20 protein-coding genes are annotated in these 21,693 nt (G+C 53.5%); 9 read left to right on the forward strand and 11 right to left on the reverse strand.

Annotated features, from left to right (window positions below; genetic code table 11):
* Nucleotides 1-24: 24 nt before the first annotated feature.
* On the reverse strand, nt 25-2,415 hold the full coding sequence (locus tag FDX09_RS04380) for a glucose/quinate/shikimate family membrane-bound PQQ-dependent dehydrogenase (protein ID WP_110498854.1): 2,391 nt from the start codon (nt 2,413-2,415) through the stop codon (nt 25-27).
* Nucleotides 2,416-2,618: 203 nt separating this feature from the next.
* On the opposite strand from FDX09_RS04380, the gene hpt reads away from it, so the two are divergent.
* Complete coding sequence (gene hpt, locus FDX09_RS04385) at nt 2,619-3,155, forward strand: hypoxanthine phosphoribosyltransferase (protein WP_042312274.1); 537 nt, start codon at nt 2,619-2,621, stop codon at nt 3,153-3,155.
* A 93-nt stretch (nt 3,156-3,248) separates the two neighbouring features.
* Here the strand turns inward: hpt and can are convergent, their stop codons facing one another.
* Nucleotides 3,249-3,911: a carbonate dehydratase gene (gene can / locus FDX09_RS04390; RefSeq protein ID WP_038637306.1), complete on the reverse strand. Its 663-nt coding sequence runs from the start codon at nt 3,909-3,911 to the stop codon at nt 3,249-3,251.
* Nucleotides 3,912-4,019: 108 nt separating this feature from the next.
* Between can and FDX09_RS04395 the strand changes: the two genes are divergently transcribed.
* The 4 genes from FDX09_RS04395 to FDX09_RS04410 all read left to right on the forward strand — a co-directional run bounded on the left by FDX09_RS04395 (nt 4,020) and on the right by FDX09_RS04410 (nt 7,553).
* Nucleotides 4,020-4,946, forward strand: a complete 927-nt coding sequence (locus FDX09_RS04395) for an ABC transporter ATP-binding protein (RefSeq protein ID WP_038637310.1) — start codon at nt 4,020-4,022, stop codon at nt 4,944-4,946.
* Nucleotides 4,943-5,713 carry an ABC transporter permease gene (locus FDX09_RS04400; RefSeq protein ID WP_038637314.1) on the forward strand — a complete coding sequence of 257 codons (771 nt, stop codon included), beginning with the start codon at nt 4,943-4,945 and terminating at the stop codon, nt 5,711-5,713. The genes FDX09_RS04395 and FDX09_RS04400 overlap by 4 nt, the downstream gene beginning before the upstream one ends.
* A 103-nt stretch (nt 5,714-5,816) precedes the next feature.
* Nucleotides 5,817-6,257 carry a PTS sugar transporter subunit IIA gene (locus tag FDX09_RS04405; protein ID WP_038637318.1) on the forward strand — a complete coding sequence of 147 codons (441 nt, stop codon included), beginning with the start codon at nt 5,817-5,819 and terminating at the stop codon, nt 6,255-6,257.
* A 66-nt stretch (nt 6,258-6,323) separates the two neighbouring features.
* Nucleotides 6,324-7,553: a polysaccharide deacetylase family protein gene (locus FDX09_RS04410; RefSeq protein ID WP_137346842.1), complete on the forward strand. Its 1,230-nt coding sequence runs from the start codon at nt 6,324-6,326 to the stop codon at nt 7,551-7,553.
* A 6-nt stretch (nt 7,554-7,559) separates the two neighbouring features.
* Here the strand turns inward: FDX09_RS04410 and panD are convergent, their stop codons facing one another.
* The 9 genes from panD to thpR form a co-directional block, all read right to left on the reverse strand.
* On the reverse strand, nt 7,560-7,940 hold the full coding sequence (gene panD, locus FDX09_RS04415) for an aspartate 1-decarboxylase (RefSeq protein ID WP_023178331.1): 381 nt from the start codon (nt 7,938-7,940) through the stop codon (nt 7,560-7,562).
* Nucleotides 7,941-8,034: 94 nt separating this feature from the next.
* Nucleotides 8,035-8,889: a pantoate--beta-alanine ligase gene (gene panC / locus FDX09_RS04420; RefSeq protein WP_085048292.1), complete on the reverse strand. Its 855-nt coding sequence runs from the start codon at nt 8,887-8,889 to the stop codon at nt 8,035-8,037.
* 11 nt (nt 8,890-8,900) lie between these two features.
* Entirely contained in the window at nt 8,901-9,692 is a 792-nt protein-coding gene (panB, locus tag FDX09_RS04425; RefSeq protein WP_121528591.1) for a 3-methyl-2-oxobutanoate hydroxymethyltransferase, read from the reverse strand.
* Nucleotides 9,693-9,812: 120 nt separating this feature from the next.
* Nucleotides 9,813-10,304 carry a 2-amino-4-hydroxy-6-hydroxymethyldihydropteridine diphosphokinase gene (gene folK / locus FDX09_RS04430; RefSeq protein ID WP_137346860.1) on the reverse strand — a complete coding sequence of 164 codons (492 nt, stop codon included), beginning with the start codon at nt 10,302-10,304 and terminating at the stop codon, nt 9,813-9,815.
* 110 nt (nt 10,305-10,414) lie between these two features.
* Complete coding sequence (pcnB, locus tag FDX09_RS04435) at nt 10,415-11,809, reverse strand: polynucleotide adenylyltransferase PcnB (protein ID WP_204525718.1); 1,395 nt, start codon at nt 11,807-11,809, stop codon at nt 10,415-10,417.
* Nucleotides 11,810-11,880: 71 nt separating this feature from the next.
* Nucleotides 11,881-12,777: a tRNA glutamyl-Q(34) synthetase GluQRS gene (gluQRS, locus tag FDX09_RS04440; RefSeq protein WP_069324033.1), complete on the reverse strand. Its 897-nt coding sequence runs from the start codon at nt 12,775-12,777 to the stop codon at nt 11,881-11,883.
* 70 nt (nt 12,778-12,847) lie between these two features.
* On the reverse strand, nt 12,848-13,303 hold the full coding sequence (gene dksA / locus FDX09_RS04445; protein WP_003018625.1) for an RNA polymerase-binding protein DksA: 456 nt from the start codon (nt 13,301-13,303) through the stop codon (nt 12,848-12,850).
* Between the two features lie 177 nt (nt 13,304-13,480).
* Nucleotides 13,481-14,185: a DNA/RNA nuclease SfsA gene (gene sfsA, locus FDX09_RS04450; RefSeq protein WP_121528593.1), complete on the reverse strand. Its 705-nt coding sequence runs from the start codon at nt 14,183-14,185 to the stop codon at nt 13,481-13,483.
* 15 nt (nt 14,186-14,200) lie between these two features.
* On the reverse strand, nt 14,201-14,731 hold the full coding sequence (thpR, locus tag FDX09_RS04455; protein ID WP_137346843.1) for an RNA 2',3'-cyclic phosphodiesterase: 531 nt from the start codon (nt 14,729-14,731) through the stop codon (nt 14,201-14,203).
* Between the two features lie 73 nt (nt 14,732-14,804).
* On the opposite strand from thpR, the gene hrpB reads away from it, so the two are divergent.
* From hrpB to FDX09_RS04475, 4 genes are all read left to right on the forward strand, one after another.
* A complete protein-coding gene (gene hrpB, locus FDX09_RS04460; protein ID WP_170973225.1) occupies nt 14,805-17,234 on the forward strand; it encodes an ATP-dependent helicase HrpB in 2,430 nt (809 codons plus the stop codon).
* Between the two features lie 135 nt (nt 17,235-17,369).
* The gene (gene mrcB, locus FDX09_RS04465; RefSeq protein ID WP_137346845.1) at nt 17,370-19,910 is read left to right on the forward strand and encodes a bifunctional glycosyl transferase/transpeptidase; all 2,541 of its coding nucleotides are present in this window, start codon (nt 17,370-17,372) and stop codon (nt 19,908-19,910) included.
* Nucleotides 19,911-20,275: 365 nt separating this feature from the next.
* Nucleotides 20,276-20,818, forward strand: coding sequence for a fimbrial protein (locus tag FDX09_RS04470; RefSeq protein ID WP_137346846.1), 543 nt, complete (start codon nt 20,276-20,278; stop codon nt 20,816-20,818).
* Nucleotides 20,819-20,861: 43 nt separating this feature from the next.
* Nucleotides 20,862-21,575, forward strand: coding sequence for a molecular chaperone (locus tag FDX09_RS04475; protein WP_249359971.1), 714 nt, complete (start codon nt 20,862-20,864; stop codon nt 21,573-21,575).
* The last annotated feature ends 118 nt before the right edge of the window (nt 21,576-21,693 follow it).

Genomic DNA, 21,693 nt, shown 5'->3' on the forward strand with positions numbered 1-21,693 from the left:
GCTTAGCGCCACCGGGCTTTTCAGTTATTTAGCGTCGTCCGGCAAGGCGTACGCCACGATATAATCGCCCATCTTCGTGCCAAACGACCCGTGACCTCCGGCGGAGATCACCACATACTGTTTGCCATTCACTTCATAGGTCATCGGTGTCGCCTGTCCACCTGCCGGTAGACGACCTTGCCACAATTTCTCACCGTTACTCATGTTGTAGGCGCGCAGATAGTTGTCGGCGGTCGCGGCAATGAACAGCACGTTACCGGCGGTGGAAATAGGCCCCCCCAGCATTGGCATTCCCATATTGAACGGCACCTGAACCGGCATTGGGAACGGCATGCTGTCCTGCGGTGTGCCAATACGTTTTTTCCACACCACTTCATTGGTCTTCAGATCCACGGCGGAGATGTAGCCCCAGGCTGGCTGCTTACACGGCAGGCCAAATGGCGACAGGAACGGATTCAGCGTGACGCCGAACGGAACACCATACTGGGGCTGAATCCCTGATTCTGTGCCGGTGCCTTTGGCATCTTTCGGCGGCTCCATAGGATTGCCTGGGCCACGTGGGATCAGCTTCGATACAAACGGCAAGGCCATCGGGTTGGCAATCGCCACCTGACGGTTAGGATCAACGGAGATGCCGCCCCATTCAAACATCCCCAGGTTGCCAGGGAACACCAGCGTACCCTGCTCTGAAGGCGGGGTGAAGATGCCCTCATAACGCAGTTGGTGGAACATCACGCGACACACCAACTGGTCGAACATGGTGGCGCCCCACATATCCGCACCGCTCAAATCTTTCTGCGGACGGAAGGTGAGATCGGAGAACGGCTGGGTTTTGCTGACGTAATCACCTTTGGCTGCGCCCTGAGGCACCGGTTTTTCCGGGGCAGGTACCACCAGTTCACCATTACGGCGGTCGAGCACGAAGATGTTACCGGTTTTCGCCGGGGCGTAAATGACCGGGACTTTCTGCCCTTTAACGGTGATATCCGCCAGCGTCGGCTGCGCCGGTAAGTCCATATCCCATAGATCGTGATGAACGGTTTGATAGCTCCAGGCCAATTTCCCGGTCGTGGCATTTAACGCCAGGATGGCGCTGGCATAACGTTCCTGTTCCGGCGTGCGGTTACCGCCCCAGATGTCCGGAGTGGTGACGCCCATGGGCAGATACACCAGATCCAGCTTCGCGTCATAGGCCGCAGGGGCCCAGGAGTTTGGTGAGTTAAAGGTGAACGTATGTTCATCTGACGGGATGAAATTGGGATCTTTGGCGCCTGGGTCGAACGCCCACAGCAGCTTACCGGTATTCACATCGAAACCACGGATAACGCCGGAGGTTTCGCGGGTGGAGAAGTTATCGGTCACCGACCCGGCAATCACGATGGTTTTATCAGTAATGATGGGCGGCGACGTCGGCTCATACAGACCAGGCGTGGTATCCGGCATGTTGGTCTGTAAGTTAAGGATGCCTTTATTGGCGAAGGTTGCGCACAGCTTGCCGGTTTCCGCGTTCAGGGCAAACAGACGGCCATCGTTCACCGGCAGGATGATGCGGCGCGGACAGTCAGCCACCACTTCCGGGCTGGCGTTATCGGCCCGTGCTTCATGATAAGAAACGCCGCGACAGGTCACGTGCTGGAAAGAGGTGTTGGTATTGAGTTGCGGATCGAAATGCCACTTCTCTTTACCACTCGCTGCATCAAGTGCAAACAGACGCTGGTGGGCGGTACACAGATAGAGCGTATCACCAACTTTGATCGGCGTGACTTCATTGGTGATTTCACCCGGATCGTTCGGCTGTTTTAAATCACCGGTACGAAATACCCAGGCTTCTTTCAATTGATGTACGTTGTCGGCGTTAATTTGTTTTAACGGTGAGTAGCGTTGACCTTCCTGATTGCGCCCGTAAGCGGGCCAGTCCTCGTCGGCCACCGGTGAAATTGCTTCGGCCGGGGTTGTATCCGCGCTCAGCGTGCCGTGTATTTCCTGCGGATCGTTGAAACCCGCCCAGGTCAGGATCCCGCCGCTAATCAGTAGTGCGACGACCAGCGCTGTTACCGCCCCGCTGGAAGGTACGATGAGATGGCGCCAGACGAACGGCAGAATCAGCCAGATACCGAAGAAGACCAGGATATCGCTACGCGGTGTTAATGCCCAGAAATCAAACCCGACTTCCCATACGCCCCAAATCATAGTGGCGAGAAGCAGGACGGCATACAGCCAAAGCGCGGAGCGTTGACTACGCCATAGCAGGAAGGCCACGCCGAGCATGGCCAGACCCGCAATAGGGTAATACCAGGAGCCACCGATGGCGACCAGCCAGCCTCCGCCAATCAGGAGATAGAGTCCACAAAGTGCGGCGAACAGAGCACTCAGTGTCACGATAAGTCGTTGGGATCGTACGTTGTTATTTGCCATAAAAAATACCATCACAGGTGTTATTTCTTTAATAGCAGTTAATTATAGGAGTTAAAACGCGTGATGATTGTCACACAATGAACTTTATCAACAGATGCCGCGGATGAATGCTTTTGCTGGTATACTGCGTGCCTTGCGCTTAGATGCTCGCTTATTAAAAGTAAGCATTGAGTGATTTGTTTTTAAATCATATGGTTAGAGATATGAAACATACTGTTGAAGTCATGATCCCGGAAGCGGAGATCAAAGCGCGTATTGCTGAACTGGGACGTCAGATTAACGAACGTTATAAGGACAGCGGCAGCGATATGGTGCTGGTTGGTCTGTTACGCGGCTCATTTATGTTTATGGCGGACCTGTGCCGTGAAGTGCATGTCTCCCACGAAGTCGATTTCATGACTGCATCCAGTTATGGCAGCGGAATGTCTACCACGCGTGATGTTAAAATCCTGAAAGACCTGGATGAAGACATTCGTGGCAAAGACGTGCTGATTGTTGAAGACATCATCGACTCCGGCAACACGCTGTCTAAAGTGCGTGAGATTCTGAGCCTGCGCGAGCCGAAATCCCTGGCTATCTGTACGCTGCTGGATAAACCTTCCCGTCGTGAAGTGGATGTGCCGGTTGAGTTTATCGGATTCTCTATTCCAGATGAGTTTGTGGTCGGCTACGGCATTGACTATGCCCAGCGTTATCGCCATCTGCCGTACGTTGGCAAAGTAGTGCTGCTGGACGAGTAATTGGCTGGAGTGCCTGATGGCGCTTCGCTTATCAGGCCTACGGCGCAGGTTTGTAGGCCGGGTAAGGCATAGCCGCCTCCCGGCAATGTCACATTATTTATGGTTGCAGTGTTTCTGGCTGAGGTTAGATAACCCCTGGCGATAGCGCTGCTCCAGCGTTTCGCGGCTGGTGGCGGTGACGTCGAGATCGCGCAGCAGGCCATCATGAATACCGTAGGCCCAGCCGTGAATCGTGACTTTCTGACCGCGCTTCCAGGCGGATCGCATAATCGTTGAATGACCCAGGTTATAGACCTGCTCCATGACATTCAGTTCGCACAGAGTGTCCATGCGGCGTTCCTGCGGCATTTCGCCCAGCAGTGAGCTGTGTTTAAACCAGATATCGCGAATATGCAGTAACCAGTTATCAATCAGCCCCTGTTCTTTATTTTCAATAGCCGCCTGGACGCCGCCACATCCGTAGTGGCCGCAAATAATAATATGTTCCACTTCCAGCACATCCACCGCATACTGAACCACTGAGAGGCAGTTCAGGTCGGTGTGAATAACCAGATTGGCAACATTACGGTGGACGAATAATTCGCCCGGTTCCAGACCGGTCAATCGTTCAGCGGGAACGCGGCTATCGGAACATCCAATCCATAGAAAACGTGGATTCTGCGCATGTGTCAGCGTTTCAAAAAATCCGGGATCCTCTTCTACCAGCATCTTTGACCATAGTGCATTGTTGCTGATGAGTGTATCTATGTCTTTCATGGAGTTGTACGACCCGAAACCAGATAAATTCGATGGGCTAATATAGGGTAACTCCAGCATTAATTAAACTATATATGAAATGTCAGAACGTAAGGTAAGTAAAAAACCATGACCATTGCTCTGGAACTTCAAGAACTTAAGAAAACCTATCCCGGTGGCGTGCAGGCGCTACGCGGCATAGATTTGCAAGTCGAAGCGGGTGATTTTTATGCGCTTTTGGGACCGAATGGCGCAGGTAAATCCACCACCATCGGCATTATCAGTTCGCTGGTGAATAAAACTTCCGGACGGGTAAGCGTCTTCGGATACGATCTCGATAAAGATACGGTTAACGCTAAACGTCAGCTTGGTCTGGTGCCGCAGGAGTTTAACTTTAACCCGTTTGAAACCGTGCAGCAGATCGTGGTCAACCAGGCAGGTTACTACGGCGTTGAGCATAAAGAAGCCGTTAAGCGTAGCGAAATATATCTAAAACAGCTCGACTTGTGGGAAAAGCGTAACGAACGTGCGCGTATGCTTTCCGGCGGGATGAAACGTCGTCTGATGATCGCTCGTGCGCTGATGCATGAGCCAAAGCTGTTGATTCTCGACGAACCGACAGCGGGCGTCGACATTGAGCTACGTCGTTCAATGTGGGGCTTTTTAAAAGATTTAAACGACAAAGGCACCACAATTATTCTGACCACCCACTATCTCGAAGAAGCGGAAATGCTGTGTCGCAATATCGGTATTATTCAGCACGGCGAGCTGGTGGAAAATACCTCCATGAAGAGCCTGCTCTCTAAACTGAAATCAGAAACCTTTATTCTCGATCTGGCGCCGAAAAGCCCGCTGCCAAAACTGGAAGGGTATCAGTATCGTCTGGTTGATACCTCGACGCTGGAAGTGGAAGTTCTGCGTGAGCAAGGGGTTAACAGCGTGTTCTCACAACTGAGCGCCCAGGGTATTCAGGTATTAAGTATGCGTAACAAAGCGAACCGACTGGAAGAACTGTTTGTTTCTCTGGTGCATGAAAAACAAGGAGATCGCGCATGATGCAGCTGTATTGGGTTGCGCTGAAAAGCATCTGGGCGAAAGAGATCCACCGCTTTATGCGTATCTGGGTCCAGACTCTGGTTCCTCCCGTCATCACCATGACGCTCTATTTTATTATTTTTGGTAATTTGATTGGCTCGCGTATCGGCGAAATGCATGGTTTTAGCTACATGCAGTTTATTGTGCCGGGGCTGATTATGATGGCAGTAATCACCAACTCGTACGCTAACGTGGCATCGTCATTCTTTAGCGCCAAGTTTCAACGCAATATTGAAGAACTGCTGGTCGCTCCGGTACCGACGCACGTCATTATCGCTGGTTTTGTCGGCGGCGGCGTGGCGCGCGGGCTGTGCGTGGGCATTCTGGTTACCGCGGTGTCGCTGTTCTTTGTGCCGTTCCAGGTACATTCGTGGGTGTTTGTGGCGCTCACATTGGTGCTGACCGCGATACTGTTCTCGCTGGCGGGCTTACTGAATGCAGTCTTCGCCAAAACCTTTGACGATATCAGCCTGATCCCAACCTTCGTACTAACACCACTGACCTACCTGGGGGGCGTATTCTATTCGTTAACGCTGCTGCCGCCGTTCTGGCAGGGGCTGTCGCACCTGAACCCAATTGTCTACATGATCAGCGGATTCCGCTACGGCTTCCTGGGTATCCATGATGTTCCGCTGGTCACCACGTTTGGCGTGCTGGTGGTGTTCATCGCGGTGTTTTATTTGCTGTGCTGGTACCTGATCCAGCGTGGACGCGGTTTGCGCAGTTAATTCTTTCTTCCTCTCTCTGCTCGGGAGAGGAAGACTTTTGACGCTTATCACCATTATGGATTTATCACATTGATAAACTACTTGCCTGCTAAGGAGGAAGGCAATGTTAGGTTGGGTAATTACCTGTCATGACGATAAGGCACAGGATATGCTGCATCGTCTGGAGCAGAAGCACGGCCCGTTGGCCCAATGCCAGGCGGTAAGTTTTTGGCGTGGGCTCAGCTCAAATATGCTGAGCCGCATGATGTGCCACGCTCTGCATGCTACTGACTCAGGCGAGGGCGTGATCTTCCTGACGGATACCGCGGGGGCCGCACCGTACCGCGTGGCCTCGTTAATGAGCCACAAACACCCCCAGTGTGAAGTGATTTCAGGTATCAGCTATTCATTGCTTGAGCGAATGCTTTCGTCGCGGGAATCAATGAGCAGTTCTGCGTTTCGCGATTGCATTGTTACGCTTGGCGGGCCGGAAGTCTCAAGCCTCTGGCATCAACAACAAAAAAATCCCCCCTTCGTGTTGAAGCATGATTTGTACGAGTATTAATCGTTGGTATTGATGGCGCTTTTGCTACAATAGCCGAGGTTTCTCGCCTCGGTTCGGTTATCTCATATGGTTATGCGCGTTGTGCTTATTTTGTTGCTCCTGTCTTCTGGCAGCGTAGCTGCGGCTTTGCCTGCTCGCTACATGCAAACTACCGAAGCGGCTGCCGTGTGGGCGCAGATAGGTGACAAAATGGTGACGGTGGGGAATGTTCGCGCCGGGCAGATCCTTGCCGTAGAGCCGATAGCGGCTGACTATTACGAATTTACCTTTGGCTTTGGTACCGGGTTTATTGATAAAGGGCATCTGGAGCCTGTTCAGGGGCGGCAGAAAGTTGACGATGGTTTGGGCGATCTCAATAAACCCCTCAGCAATCAAAGCCTGATTACCTGGAAAGATACACCGGTTTATAATGCCCCGGATGTCGGTAGCGCCCCGTTTGGCGTGCTGGCGGATAATCTGCGCTATCCCATAATCAGTAAGCTTAAAGACCGACTCAACCAGACGTGGTACCAGATCCGCATTGGCGGCAGACTGGCCTATATCAGTGCTCTGGATGCGCAGGAAGATAACGGCATCCCGGTGTTAACCTATCATCATATTCTGCGTGATGAAGAGAATACCCGCTTTCGTCACACCTCCACCACAACCTCCGTACGCGCTTTTAGCAACCAGATGGCCTGGCTACACGATCGCGGCTACACGACGCTGACGATGTATCAACTGGAAGGCTATGTACGCAACAATATGAACCTCCCGGCGCGGGCGGTGGTGCTGACTTTCGACGATGGTCTGAAGTCGGTGAGTCGTTATGCTTATCCGGTGTTGAAACAGAACGGCATGAAGGCGACGGCGTTTATCATCTCGTCACGCATTAAGCGCCATCCGCAGAAGTGGGATCCGAAATCGCTACAGTTTATGAGCGTCTCTGAACTGAATGGGATCAGGGATGTGTTTGACTTCCAGTCGCATACCCATTTTTTACATCGAGTGGACGCTCATCATCGGCCGATCCTGCTGAGCCGCAACTATCACAACATTCTGTTCGATTTTGCCCGTTCGCGGCGGGCGCTGTCCCAGTTCAATCCTCACGTCCTGTATCTTTCATATCCGTTTGGCGGTTATAACGCCACGGCGGTAAAAGCGGCGGGCGATGCGGGATTTCACATGGCGGTAACCACGGTGAGAGGGAAGGTGAAGCCGGGCGATAATCCGATGCTGCTCAAAAGGCTGTATATTTTACGCACGGATTCGCTGGAAACGATGTCGCGGCTGATCGTCAATCAGCCGCAGGGGTAAGGACTATCAGGCAACCTGGACCGGAATAGCTTTCGCGGTGCGCTTCATTTCGTTGTCGCCTTCAAAGTAGGCCACTTTCGGCCGCCATGTCCGGGCTTCTTCATCAGACATGGTGACGAAGCTGGCGATAATCACAATGTCGCCAACCTCAGCGCAATGCGCCGCCGCACCGTTCACCGAGATGATTTTGGAGCCGCGTTCAGCCGCAATCGCATAGGTTGAGAAACGTTTCCCATTGGTCACGTTCCAGATATCAATCGCTTCGTTTTCCAGAATACCGGAGGCATCGAGGAAATCCTGGTCAATGGCACAGGAACCTTCGTAGTGCAGGTCCGCCTGCGTGACTTTTACGCGGTGGAGCTTGCCTTGCAGCATGGTGCGAATCATAACTTCTATACCCTGTCGTTTATCTTGGCTAAGCAGGCGCTTGAAGCCTGCTTTGGAAATTCTCAGGCAGTATTGCCCGATTTTTAACCCCTGTCTACTGGGCTAATGTAACGCTTTGATTATCGATCAAACGCGCCTGTCCCAGCCATGCGGCGACCAGAATGACCGCACGTTTGCTGTTTTCGGTGAGTTCAAGCAGCGTGTCGGCATCGCGGATCTGAATGTCGTCGGCGCGGAAGCCTTTTTCATTCAGTTCTTGCGCTGCAATGGCAATCATCTCGTCCAGGTCACGCTCACCGGCCTGTAACTTTTCGCCGATGCCGCTCATCACTTTGTATAATCCTGGGGCGATTTTACGCTGCTCTGCCGTCAGATACCCGTTACGCGAGCTGAGCGCCAGACCATCTTTGGCGCGGATAATCGGCACGCCGACTATCTCAATGTCGTAGCCCAGATCGGCGACCATTTTGCGAATCAGCGCCAGTTGCTGGAAATCCTTCTCGCCAAAGCAGGCGATATCCGGCTGGATCAGGTTGAACAGCTTGCTGACGATAGTTGAGACACCGCGGAAGTGGCCCGGACGGCTGGCGCCTTCCAGCATGGTAGAGAGGCCGGGAACATCAACGTACGTCTGGCCTTCCAGCCCCTGCGGGTAGATTTCCTCAACGGCTGGAGCAAAGACATAATCGACTTTGCGCTTGTTCAGTTTTTCGCAGTCTTCCTGCAGCGTGCGCGGATAGCGCACCAAATCTTCCGGTCTGTCGAATTGCATCGGATTGACGAAAATGCTGACGATGACCACATCAGCTCGGGCTTTTGCCTCATCGACCAGTTTCATGTGGCCGTCGTGCAGATTGCCCATAGAGGGAACCAATGCGACGCGTTTGCCTTCCTGGCGCAGACGACGGATATGCTGACGCAGCAGCGGCAGGGTTTCGATAATTAACACACCTGGACTCCTTAATGGAAACTGTGTTCTTCGCCCGGATAAACGCCGGACTCCACTTCTGCCATATACTGCCGTACGGCGGCGCGTATGTCGCCCGCTTCGGTAAGGAAATTTTTCGCGAATTTTGGAATATGACCGCCGGTGATGCCAAACGCATCGTGCATTACCAGGATCTGACCATCGGTGACGTTGCCCGCGCCGATGCCGATCACCGGAATCGACAGCGCTTCAGTAACGCGCTTCGCCAGTTCAACCGGCACGCATTCCAGCACCAGCAGTTGAGCGCCTGCCGCTTCTAAGGCCAGCGCGTCATCCAGCAGTACCTGCCCGGCGTCGCCGCGGCCCTGAATTTTATAGCCGCCGAAGATATTCACCGATTGCGGCGTCAGCCCCAGATGACCACAAACCGGGACGGCGCGTTCGGTGAGCATTTTCACCGTATCAACCAACCATGCGCCGCCTTCAATCTTGACCATATTGGCCCCCGCACGCATCACGATGGCCGCGTTTTCAAACGTCTGTTCCGGCGTGGCATAAGCCATAAACGGCAGGTCGGAGAGCAGCAGGCAGTTCGGCGCGCCACGGCGAACGGCGCGGGTGTGGTAGGCGATATCTTCCACGGTGACCGGCAGGGTGGAGTCGTGCCCCTGAATTGTCATGCCCAGTGAGTCGCCCACCAGCATCACGTTGATGCCTTCATCGGCGAATAATTTGGCGAAGCTGTAATCGTACGCGGTAATGGTGGCGAAGCGTTTCTTTTCCTGTTTGCATTTCTGTAACAGCGAAATGGTGGTCGGTTTCATAACATTTCCTGATGATGAAAGTCATATTTACCGGCATTCTAACAGTCACATTCAGGGGGGCAATTGATTTAAGCAATCGTTTGGCGCTAAAGCAGTAAACGCTAAAGGGGAGGCTATGTTTTACCAGTGGGCGGGTTTTGCCGCACCAAGATCGGTGAGATGCTGATGCAAGCTGATACCATCCGGAAAGATCAGATCAGGGGCGATCTCAAACAGCGGCCACAGCATAAAGCCCCGGTTTTTCATGTCGTAGTGCGGCACGGTCAGACGGTCGGTGTTAATCACTTCATTGCCAAACAGCATAATGTCGAGATCCAGCGTACGCGGACCCCAGCGTTCGGCCTTGCGCACACGCCCCTGCTGCAGCTCAATGCGCTGGGTATGGTTAAGCAATTCTTCTGGGGCGAGAGCGGTATCCAGCGCCACGGCGGCGTTCAGGTAATCGGGCTGATCCTGTGGGCCTAATGGCGGTGTGCGGTAAAATGAAGAGACGGCCACAATGCGGCTGTCGGGAATTTCACCGATCGCCTGTACGGCAGCATTCACCCGCTCCAGCGGGGAGGCGAGGTTGCTGCCAATAGCGATATATACCCGTCGTCTTTCAAGCTGCATCTGTGTTGGCTTTCCTCGCTCATCCCACTCACGTACTGATGTACGCTCCCGGGAGTTCGCTGTGTCGCCGCCTTGATGCAACCCGAAATCCATTGGGTATTCGCGATTGGTCACGCGGAGCCCTCGCGGCGTGGCGCGCGTTTACGTGGGCGACGATGACGACGACGTTCAGGCTCTTCATCCAGCTCGTTCAGCATGCCTTTTTGCTCCGGCGGCGCTGAAACCTGGAATTCACCCCACCATTGAGCCAGACGCTGCAGCTCGGCGTTGTTTTCCACTTCTGCACGCAGGGCCAGCAGGTCGTAGGCGGCGCGGAACTTCGGATGTTCCATCAGCTTCCAGGCGCGTTTGCCCTGACGACGGGACATGCGTAACTGCAACTGCCAGATATCGCGGGTCAGCGAGGTTAATCGTTTCGGGATTGCCAGCGAGCGACAGGCTTCGTCGAGTACGTCATTCATTGCCAGTGCGAAAGCGTCGTAATAGGCCAGGCCGCTTTCTTGCGCGATTTTCTGTGCGGCTTCCAGTAACGGATACCAGAACATGGCGGCGAACAAGAACGCCGGGTTAACGCGCATATCATTGTTAATGCGGTTATCGGTATTCTTCAGCACCTGGGCGATAATGCGTTCCATCGGGCTGTCACCGTCTTCGGTGAAGTAGCGCGTAATGGTTGGGAACAGCGGCTGGAACAGGCTGTACTCACGCAGTTTTTTATAGGTTTCATACCCATAGCCCGCCTGTAACAGCTTAAGCGCTTCTTCAAACAGGCGTGCGGGAGGAATGTCGTTCAACAGCGTTGCCAGACGCGGGATCGGCTCTGCGGTTTCCGGGCTGATACGCATGTCGAGCTTGGCGGCAAAGCGCACGGCGCGCAGCATACGTACGGGATCTTCGCGATAGCGCGTTTCCGGATTACCGATCAGGCGAATGATGCCTTCTTCGAGATCCTGCATGCCACCGACGTAATCACGCACGGTGAAATCGGCCACGCTGTAATACAGGCTGTTGATCGTGAAATCGCGACGCTGGGCATCTTCTTCAATGGAGCCAAAGATGTTATCTCGCAGCAGCATACCGTTTTGCCCGCGTTGCGACGTGGTGCGATCGGCTTCGCTGCCTTCATGATGGCCGCGAAAGGTCGCCACTTCGATAATTTCCGGGCCAAACATCACATGCGCAAGGCGGAAACGGCGACCGACCAGACGACAGTTGCGAAACAGTTTTCGCACCTGATCCGGCGTTGCGTTAGTGGTGACATCAAAATCTTTTGGCTTTTTGCCCAGCAAAAGATCGCGCACGCCCCCGCCAACCAGCCATGCCTCGTATCCGGCCTTATTGAGCCTGTACATTACCTTCAGGGCATTTTCACTGATATCTTTGCGGGAGATTGAGTGCTGCTCACGCGGGATTACCGTCATATGTGGACGGGCGACGGCAAGCTCGGCCTCGCGCTCCTCGCGGCTTAGCACCTTGCGGCAAAAATTAGCGACTCGGGTAAAAATAGTGCACCTCGGTAGTGTCAAACTTCAATCAGAACAAGTGTTGCTGTGTAAAAATAGCGGCTAATCATAGCTCAGCGTGGCGCATTTGAGAATGGCGTATTTACGATCGCTGATTCTGGCACCGTTGTCAGACTCCAGTTTTTGACGGCAAACTGAAGGATCTGATCGACCTGCATTTCCTGCCACGCGATATCCGCACGCTGGCCGAGAAAGCGCAGCGCGGCAATAATCACCGGACGTGGATCGCCTTGCGGCAGGGCAGGTGCATGATTTTGTTTGGAAAGTTTAGCGCCTTGTTCGTTAAGCGCCAGCGGCAGATGAATATAGTCTGGCGCCTGCCAGCCAAACTGCTGATACAACGAAATTTGCCGCACCGTCGGTTCTATGAGATCGGCGCCGCGCACAATTTCCGTCACGCCCTGGAAATGGTCATCTACCACTACCGCGAGGTTATAGGCAAACAGCCCGTCGCGGCGGTGAATAATAAAATCTTCGCCAGCAAGTTGCGGGTCAGCCTGAATTACACCGCGTAGCCGGTCAGTAAACTGCAACACGGGGCGGCGTTGCTTGATGCGGACAGCCGCCTGCTCTGGCCCGAGGCGTAACTCACGGCAGTGGCCGTCGTAAATACCGCCGACGCTTTGAATACGCGCCCGTGTACAGGTGCAGTAATAGCTCAGATCCTGCTGATGCAGCCAGCTAAGCGCCTCTCGGTAGGCTTCATGACGCTGGGATTGCCATAAAATTTCGCCATCCCAGTGCAGGCCGTAATGTTCCAGCTGACGCAGAATCGTCTCTGCAGCACCGGGAACTTCACGAGGGGGGTCAATGTCTTCAATACGTACTCGCCAGATGCCGCGCCGGGCACGGGCCTGCAGGTAGCTCCCGAGGGCGGCAATGAGTGAACCGAAGTGCAGTTCGCCGGAAGGGGAGGGGGCGAAGCGGCCAATATAGTGTGAATCGCTCATTTTGCGGACTAACAAATAATAAGGCGGGAGAAACTCCCGCCTGTAGTAAACGTGGTAAAAATGACCGGAATTAACCTGCCATTTGTTTTTCGCGGATTTCTGCCAGCGTTTTGCAGTCGATACACAGATCGGCTGTCGGACGCGCTTCCAGACGGCGAATACCAATTTCTACGCCGCATGATTCGCAGTAGCCGAAATCTTCGTCTTCTACCTTCTTCAGCGTCTTCTCGATCTTTTTGATCAGTTTGCGCTCACGGTCACGGTTACGCAGCTCAAGGCTGAATTCTTCTTCCTGCGCGGCGCGGTCCACCGGATCAGGGAAGTTAGCCGCTTCGTCTTGCATATGAGATACGGTGCGATCGACTTCATCCCTAAGTTGATTACGCCATGCCTCAAGAATACGCCTGAAGTGCGACAGCTGGGCTTCGTTCATATACTCTTCGCCCGGTTTCTCCTGGTACGGCTCCACCCCAGCGATGGCGAGAATACTCAGGGACGATGTTTTACGGTTTTGCCCTTCTTGCATGTTGCTTCTCCTTAACACGCACTATCGATCCCCATGTTCGGGGGAAAAATCAGGTCGCTATAAATAGCAGATGCTTTTCCGGATAGCAATTATCTAAACGTAACACTTGACAACCCTGTGAGGAAAAGCGTATTTGCACACGCGCCCAGAATATTAATTAACCAGATGTTTACACCATTACAAGGTAATGGGCAACGGCTCTTTAAGAGTCATACCATGGGCAGAAAGTTCCGCTTTATAAACCAGAATTTCGACCCCCTTTTGCCGAGCTTCGACCAATAATTGCGCATATTTCGTATCAATATGGCGCGCGGGTGAAAACCGTGTAATGTCTGAATGTAGCACAGCGAAAAATATCACCGCCCGCTTACCTTCAGCCGCTACGCTCATCAATTCCCGAAGATGTTTCTGACCTCGTTCAGTGATGGCATCGGGAAAATAACCCTGATCTTTTTCCGCCAACGTGACTGATTTCACTTCAATATAGCAGTCAGGTCGGGAATCCGCCTGTAACAAAAAGTCTATACGACTCCCTTCAGCGCCGTATTTTACTTCACTTTTCAATATGCTATAGCCTGAAACTTCTGAAATTAGCGACTGCTGAATCGCCTCTTTCGCTAATCTGTTCGCCCACAGAGTGTTAACACAAATAAATGCCCCGGATTGCGTTTGCGTTAATTCCCAGGTATGCGGATATTTCCGTTTGGTATTTTCTGACGTTGAATACCAGACGGTATCACCTGGCGTTGCGCATCCGGTCATCGCGCCGGTATTTGGGCAGTGTAACGTTAACGTAGTGCCATCCGGTGTGATCACATCCGCTAAAAAACGCTTGTAGCGCTGGATGAGCGTAGCGGGTTGTAAAGGTGGAGAAAATTGCATGAACAGTCCCTTTGATTATTCAGTCAGCATCCAGCGTTGCAACTGCGTGTAACGCGTACGCCCCCGCGTGAATGTGGAGGAATAGAGCGCAAACCCGGTGACCGGGAACGACCAGCCAAAGCCGGGGGGCGGAATGGGAACCGCGTGTCCGGCATCGCGCAGCAGCGTGATATGCGGGTGAAACGGCTGCGGGCTTTGATAGCACCCGCTGCGTGAGGCCTGCGCCCGCAGCATATTCGCCAGTTGTAACAGTCCGCGCGGCGGCTGACGCATCCCCAGCCACACTACTCGCGAACGCAGCCATTGCCCGGCATCATCCAGTTTGAGCGTAAAACCGGGCTGGCGAATGCGTCCGGCTAGCTGCGACAACACCTGTTGCTTCTCTGCGCTGACATCACCTAAAAAGGCCAACGTCAGATGCAGATTCTCGGCGGCGACGGGACGGCCTGCTTCAGGAGGGAACTGCGCGGCTCGCCAGTGGATTAACTGCTCCCGAACCTCGGCAGGCAATTCAATCGCAAAGAACAGCCTTTTTGGCTCAGACATGATGGATACTCGGTTATGAATTAACGCGATGCTACAATGCAGCGCGAAGAATGTTAACCCTCTGGAGCCATTTGTGACGTCGTTGCCCGTTGCCGCCGTAGTGCCTGAACTGCTTACCGCCCTTGATGCCTCGCCGCAGGTTCTGCTGACCGCGCCGACCGGTGCCGGGAAATCGACCTGGCTGCCGTTGCGACTGCTTGAGCATGGTGGCATCAAGGGGCGGATAATTTTGCTGGAGCCGCGCCGTCTGGCGGCACGCAATGTGGCGCAGCGGTTGGCGGAGTTGCTGAACGAAAAGCCCGGCGAGACCGTGGGGTATCGCATGCGCGCGCAAAGCTGCGTGGGGCCGCAGACCCGGCTGGAAGTGGTGACGGAAGGCGTCCTGACGCGCATGATCCAACGCGATCCCGAACTTACGGACGTCGGATTAGTGATCCTCGATGAATTTCACGAACGGAGTCTGCAGGCCGACCTGGCGCTGGCGCTGCTGCTGGATGTACAGCAAGGTCTGCGTGACGATCTGAAACTGTTGATCATGTCCGCAACGCTCGATAACGGGCGCTTGCAGCAGTTATTGCCCGATGCGCCCATGATTATCTCTGAAGGCCGCACATTTCCGGTCGAGCGACGGTATCAACCGCTGGTGGCACATCTGCGTTTTGACGAAGCGGTGGCGATAGCCACGGCGGAGCTACTGCGCTATGAAAGCGGGTCGCTGCTGCTGTTTTTACCGGGCGTTGGGGAAATCCAGCGCGTGCAGGAGCAACTGACAACGCGTGTGGGCAGCGATGTTGTGCTGTGCCCACTGTATGGCGCGCTGACGCTTGCCGAGCAGCGTCAGGCGATTTTGCCCGCGCCGCAAGGCCAGCGCAAAGTGGTGCTGGCCACCAACATTGCTGAAACCAGCTTAACGATTGAAGGTATTCGGCTAGTGGTAGACTGCGCTCAGGAGCGCGTGGCGCGCTATGACGCGCGCACTGGACTGACGCGACTGATTACCCAGCGCATTAGCCAAGCCTCGATGACGCAGCGAGCGGGACGCGCAGGGCGTCTGGAACCCGGAATTTGTCTGCATCTGCTGGCCAAAGAACAGGCGGAAAGAGCGGCCCCGCAAGGGGAGCCGGAGATATTACAGAGCGATCTGTCCGGGCTGCTAATGGAGTTGCTGCAATGGGGATGCACCGATCCCGCGCAACTAAACTGGCTGGATACGCCGCCCGCTATCAACCTGCAGGCGGCAAAACAACTGTTGCAGATGCTGGGTGCGCTTGCGGGTGACAGGCTCAGCGCTCGCGGGCAGAAAATGGCGATGTTGGGGAACGATCCTCGCCTGGCGGCGATGCTGGTCAGCGCCAGCAATGATACCGAAGCGGCAACGGCGGCAAAACTGGCAGCGATTCTGGAAGAGCCGCCGCGTGGTGGCTGTACCGATCTGGCTGTGGCGTTTTCACGCAATCACCCCGCCTGGCAGCAGCGCAGCCAACAATTGCTGAAACGGCTCAATGCTCGCAGCGGACAGCCCGACAGTACGCTGCTTTCCCCGTTGCTGGCGCAGGCGTTTGCCGACCGGATCGCGCGTCGACGTGGGCAGGAAGGGCGTTATCAACTGGCTAATGGTATGGGCGCAATGTTGGATGCTGATGACGCTTCCGGACGCCATGAATGGCTGATAGCCCCCCTGTTGCTACAGGGCAGCGCTTCGCCGGATGCGCGTATTCTGCTGGCCCTGCCGCTGGAGATTGACGTGCTGATGCAGACGTGTCCTGAACTGCTCCAGCAGTCCGACACTATCGAGTGGGATGAAACCCAGGGCACATTAAAAGCCTTACGCCGCTCGCGCATTGGTCAGCTCACGGTAAAAGTCCAGCCGCTGGCTAAACCCTCGGAAGAGGAGTTGCACCAGGCGATGTTGAATGGCATTCGCGATAAAGGGCTAAGTATGCTCAACTGGACGCCGGAGGCCGAGCAGTTTCGGCTGCGTTTGCACTGTGCGGCGACCTGGTTGCCAGAATATGACTGGCCTGCGGTAGATGAAGATTCTCTGCTGGCGACGCTGGAGACCTGGCTGTTGCCGCACATGAGCGGTGTGCACTCTTTACGCGCGTTAAAAGCATTAAATGTGGGTCAGGCATTGCGCGGTTTGCTGGACTGGTCAATGCTGCAACGTCTGGATAGTGAACTGCCGGCGCATTACACTGTGCCGACGGGGAGTCGGATTGCCATTCGCTATCATGAAGATAATCCTCCTGCGCTGGCGGTGCGGATGCAGGAAATGTTTGGCGAAGCGAGGACTCCAACCATCGCTCAGGGCCGCGTTCCGCTGGTGCTGGAGCTGCTGTCTCCGGCCCAACGACCGCTACAGGTGACCAGCGATCTGAGCGCGTTCTGGCAGGGATCGTACCGCGAGGTGCAAAAAGAGATGAAAGGGCGTTATCCGAAACACGTCTGGCCGGACGATCCGGCGAATACCGCGCCAACGCGGCGCACCAAAAAGTATTCGTAATGTAACTGTAGGCCGGATAAGGCGTTATGCCGCATCCGGCGAAAGAGCGGTAATAATTGAGAGATTTCTTCTTCTGTCGCAGGACGGAAGAACAGAGAATCGGGCCCTTGCGCCTGAATGTTGCGGAGAAAAAGCATGGCGGGGAATGACCGCGAGCCAATTGGACGTAAAGGGAGACCATCGCGTCCGGTAAAACAAAAGGTGAGCCGTCGTCAACTCAGAGATGAAGAGTATGACGACGATTATGATGATGATGACTATGAGGATGAAGAACCGATGCCGCGTAAGGGTAAGGGCAAAGGGCGTAAGCCTCGTGGTAAGCGCGGCTGGTTCTGGCTGCTGGTAAAACTGTCGATTGTCTTTTTGGTGCTGATCGCCATTTACGGCGTGTATCTGGACCAAAAAATTCGTAGCCGTATTGATGGCAAAGTCTGGCAACTTCCGGCGGCGGTATATGGCCGCATGGTTAACCTTGAGCCAGAAATGCCCATCGGCAAGAACGAGATGGTGAAGCTGCTGGAGGCCACGCAGTATCGTCAGGTGACGAAGATGACGCGTCCGGGCGAATTCACCGTACAGGCGAAGAGCATTGAGATGATTCGTCGCCCGTTTGACTTCCCGGACAGCAAAGAAGGGCAGGTGCGCGCGCGTCTGACCTTTGACGGCGATCATCTGGACACCATCGAGAATATGGATAACAACCGCCAGTTCGGTTTCTTCCGTCTCGATCCGCGTCTGATCACCATGCTCTCTTCACCAAACGGCGAGCAGCGTCTGTTTGTCCCGCGTAGCGGCTTCCCGGATCTGCTGGTGGACACGCTATTGGCGACAGAAGACCGTCACTTCTATGAGCACGACGGGATCAGTCTCTATTCCATTGGCCGTGCAGTGCTGGCGAACCTGACGGCAGGTCGTACGGTACAGGGGGCCAGTACGCTGACCCAGCAGTTGGTGAAGAACCTGTTCCTCTCCAGCGAGCGCTCCTACTGGCGTAAAGCCAACGAAGCCTATATGGCGCTGATCATGGATGCGCGTTACAGCAAAGACCGCATTCTTGAGCTGTACATGAACGAAGTCTATCTCGGCCAGAGCGGTGACAACGAGATCCGTGGCTTCCCGCTGGCGAGCTTGTATTACTTCGGACGTCCGGTGGAAGAGTTAAGCCTCGACCAACAAGCACTGCTGGTTGGGATGGTGAAAGGGGCGTCGATTTATAACCCGTGGCGTAACCCGAAGCTGGCGCTGGAGCGTCGTAACCTGGTGCTGCGTCTGCTGCAACAGCAGCAGATTATCGACCAGGATCTGTATGACATGCTGAGCGCGCGTCCGTTAGGCGTGCAACCGCGCGGCGGGGTGATCTCCCCACAGCCAGCGTTTATGCAGATGGTGCGTCAGGAGCTACAGGCGAAGCTCGGCGATAAAGTTAAAGATCTCTCCGGCGTGAAAATTTTCACCACCTTTGATTCCGTGGCGCAGGACGCTGCAGAAAAAGCGGCGGTGGAAGGCATTCCGGTGCTGAAGAAACAACGTAAGCTGAGCGATCTGGAAACGGCGATTGTGGTGGTTGATCGCTTTAGCGGTGAAGTTCGCGCCATGGTTGGCGGGGCAGAGCCGCAGTTTGCGGGCTATAACCGTGCGATGCAGGCGCGTCGTTCGATTGGTTCTCTGGCGAAGCCGGCGACCTATCTGACGGCGCTCAGCCAGCCGAAGCTGTACCGTCTGAATACCTGGATTGCCGATGCGCCAATTGCGCTGCGTCAGCCGAACGGCCAGGTGTGGTCGCCGCAGAACGATGACCGTCGCTATAGCGAAAGCGGTAAAGTGATGCTGGTGGACGCGTTAACGCGCTCAATGAACGTACCCACGGTGAATCTGGGGATGGCGCTGGGCTTGCCTGCCGTGACCGATACCTGGCTGAAGCTGGGTGCGCCGAAAGATCAGCTTAACCCGGTTCCGGCTATGCTGCTGGGGGCGCTGAACCTGACGCCAATCGAAGTGGCGCAGGCGTTCCAGACTATTGCCAGCGGTGGGAACCGCGCGCCGCTGTCGGCGCTGCGTTCGGTGATTGCCGAAGATGGCACGGTGTTGTACCAGAGCTTCCCGCAGGCTGAGCGTGCCGTTCCGGCGCAGGCGGCGTATATGACGCTGTGGACCATGCAGCAGGTGGTTCAGCGTGGTACAGGCCGCCAGCTTGGCGCGAAGTATCCTGGGCTGCATCTGGCGGGTAAAACCGGGACCACCAACAACAACGTCGATACCTGGTTCGCCGGGATTGACGGCAGCCAGGTGACCATCACCTGGGTGGGCCGTGATAACAACCAGCCAACCAAGCTGTACGGTGCCAGCGGCGCGATGTCGATTTATCAGCGTTATCTGGCTAACCAGACTCCAACCCCGCTGGTGCTGACGCCACCGGAGGATGTGGTGGATATGGGCGTAGACTATGACGGCAACTTCGTGTGTAGTGGTGGGATGCGCACGCTGCCAGTATGGACCACCGATCCAGACTCACTGTGTCAGCAGGGGGAAATGCTGCAGCAGTCGGGTAATCCGTTCGATCAATCTTCTCAACAGCCGCAGCAACCGCAGCCTCAACAGCAGCAACCGGCGCAGCAAGAGAAGAAAGACAGCGACGGCGTAGCGGGTTGGATTAAGGATATGTTCGGCGGAAACTAATCAATGCGTCATCTGGCTCCCTTACTCAGTAGGGAGCCAGATTGGCGTTTACCCTCCTGTCTTTATTATTTATTTCAGTAATGTGTTGTTGGTAATTATGTTTTTAATTTATTTTAGATTTCCTTAATTGTTTGTTTATTATATTTCATAATTGATTATTTTCTTTAAAAACAATTGATTATACATATCTCGGATATGAATTGTGTTCCTGATGATAATATTATGATATTAAATGTAATATAATATTTATGAATTAACGTTGTCCCTAAAAAATGTCTGCTTTTTGATTGTTGTTATTGTTGACATGGACATTGTCTTTTCTCTGTTAGTTATAAATAATATTTAGCATATGTAAGGAATACATTATGTATAAGAAGCATATTTCCACTTTGTTTGCAGGACTATTGCTTGCAACTGTGGCGACTCATGCCTTAGCGGTTGATACAGGAACTGTCACGTTTACAGGCAAAATTATTCCCGACACATGTACCGTGGATGTCAATGGCGCAACTACCAGCGGTACGGTGACATTTAACCCTTTGAGCCAGACTGCGTTTGGCGCTGATAAGAAAGTGGGTGATTCTCAGAGTTTTGCGATTACAGTTGGTGCTTGTGATTCTGCAATCAGTAATCTGAATATTAAATTTAATGGCACACGTATTACGGGCTATGACGATGAAGTCCTGCAAGCGAGTGGTAATGCGAAGAATCTCGGTGTTCGTTTATTACCGGAGAATAGCAGCAACTACATAAAATTTGATGGTTCAGATCCGGAATCGACAACCAATAAACCTAACAGTGGCAGTATTGTCTTTAACTATACCGCAGAAGTCATTCAGGTAGGTTCAACATTACCAACTACCGGCGATTATAGCGCACAGGCAACATATACTCTGATGTATCGTTAATATTGATTGGCCTGAAAAGGCCAATCTTTCAATGGACTGAAAAATGAAAAGACAGTTAGTTATCTTCTCTTTTTTATCGTTTTTTCTTATGAACATTGCACAGGCTGGTGTGGTCATTAGCGGCACACGTATTATTTATCCAGCCAGCCAGGCTGAAGTACAAGTTACATTAAAAAATAAAGATAATGATAAACGTTACCTGGTTCAAAGCTGGGTGAGTAACGTTGATGACAGTAAAGCACCATTTGTTATTACCCCACCGATTTACAAGCTGGAAGAAAATCGCCAGACGCTGCTGCATGTCGTGTATACCGGTGATAAAAGCGCCTTACCACAGGATCGTGAATCCCTGTTTATGGCAAATGTGAAATCGGTATCTGCCATTCCGGAAGCGTTGAGAGATAACAACACCTTGCAGCTTGCGATTAAAACGAAAGTTAAATTATTTTATCGCCCAAAGGCTTTAAGCGATCACGCGGCTAAGAATGCCTGGCAGTCGCTACAGTTTAGTCATAATAACAATCAGCTTGTGATTAAAAACCCTACGCCATTTTATGTGACTTTTGGCCAGCTCACTGTCGGCGGGAAAGAAATTCAACAGGCTAAAAATCAGGATGTACCTTCTGCATTAAGCATGATGGTTGCACCTTTTGGCGAGCAGCGTTATCCCCTGCCTTCTGGTGCCAAAGGACAGGTTAGCTGGACCGCTATTAATGATTATGGCTCTGAGACTGAACAACGTAAGCAGTCACTGTAGAGCTCTGCCAATATAAACCCCGCTGCTCATAATATGATTATTACATCGTTAATTGAATACTGATGTCTTTAATAAATTAAAAGGTGAAGATCTTAAAGGATCCATGTCTTCGTAAAAA

The organism is Citrobacter sp. wls717 (assembly GCF_005280955.1).
Classification (GTDB): Bacteria; Pseudomonadota; Gammaproteobacteria; order Enterobacterales; family Enterobacteriaceae; genus Citrobacter; species Citrobacter werkmanii.

What these genes read in the sequence shown, in the direction of transcription:
- FDX09_RS04475 (WP_249359971.1), top strand. Translation starts at nt 20,862, where the DNA reads ATGAAAAGACAGTTAGTTATCTTCTCTTTTTTATCGTTTTTTCTTATG.
- FDX09_RS04410 (WP_137346842.1), top strand. Translation starts at nt 6,324, where the DNA reads ATGGTTATGCGCGTTGTGCTTATTTTGTTGCTCCTGTCTTCTGGCAGC.
- hpt (WP_042312274.1), top strand. Translation starts at nt 2,619, where the DNA reads ATGAAACATACTGTTGAAGTCATGATCCCGGAAGCGGAGATCAAAGCG.
- FDX09_RS04380 (WP_110498854.1), bottom strand. Translation starts at nt 2,415, where the DNA reads ATGGCAAATAACAACGTACGATCCCAACGACTTATCGTGACACTGAGT.
- folK (WP_137346860.1), bottom strand. Translation starts at nt 10,304, where the DNA reads ATGCAGCTTGAAAGACGACGGGTATATATCGCTATTGGCAGCAACCTC.
- can (WP_038637306.1), bottom strand. Translation starts at nt 3,911, where the DNA reads ATGAAAGACATAGATACACTCATCAGCAACAATGCACTATGGTCAAAG.
- panD (WP_023178331.1), bottom strand. Translation starts at nt 7,940, where the DNA reads ATGATTCGCACCATGCTGCAAGGCAAGCTCCACCGCGTAAAAGTCACG.
- dksA (WP_003018625.1), bottom strand. Translation starts at nt 13,303, where the DNA reads ATGCAAGAAGGGCAAAACCGTAAAACATCGTCCCTGAGTATTCTCGCC.
- FDX09_RS04470 (WP_137346846.1), top strand. Translation starts at nt 20,276, where the DNA reads ATGTATAAGAAGCATATTTCCACTTTGTTTGCAGGACTATTGCTTGCA.
- FDX09_RS04395 (WP_038637310.1), top strand. Translation starts at nt 4,020, where the DNA reads ATGACCATTGCTCTGGAACTTCAAGAACTTAAGAAAACCTATCCCGGT.
- FDX09_RS04405 (WP_038637318.1), top strand. Translation starts at nt 5,817, where the DNA reads ATGTTAGGTTGGGTAATTACCTGTCATGACGATAAGGCACAGGATATG.
- gluQRS (WP_069324033.1), bottom strand. Translation starts at nt 12,777, where the DNA reads ATGAGCGATTCACACTATATTGGCCGCTTCGCCCCCTCCCCTTCCGGC.
- mrcB (WP_137346845.1), top strand. Translation starts at nt 17,370, where the DNA reads ATGGCGGGGAATGACCGCGAGCCAATTGGACGTAAAGGGAGACCATCG.
- thpR (WP_137346843.1), bottom strand. Translation starts at nt 14,731, where the DNA reads ATGTCTGAGCCAAAAAGGCTGTTCTTTGCGATTGAATTGCCTGCCGAG.
- sfsA (WP_121528593.1), bottom strand. Translation starts at nt 14,185, where the DNA reads ATGCAATTTTCTCCACCTTTACAACCCGCTACGCTCATCCAGCGCTAC.
- FDX09_RS04400 (WP_038637314.1), top strand. Translation starts at nt 4,943, where the DNA reads ATGATGCAGCTGTATTGGGTTGCGCTGAAAAGCATCTGGGCGAAAGAG.
- panB (WP_121528591.1), bottom strand. Translation starts at nt 9,692, where the DNA reads ATGAAACCGACCACCATTTCGCTGTTACAGAAATGCAAACAGGAAAAG.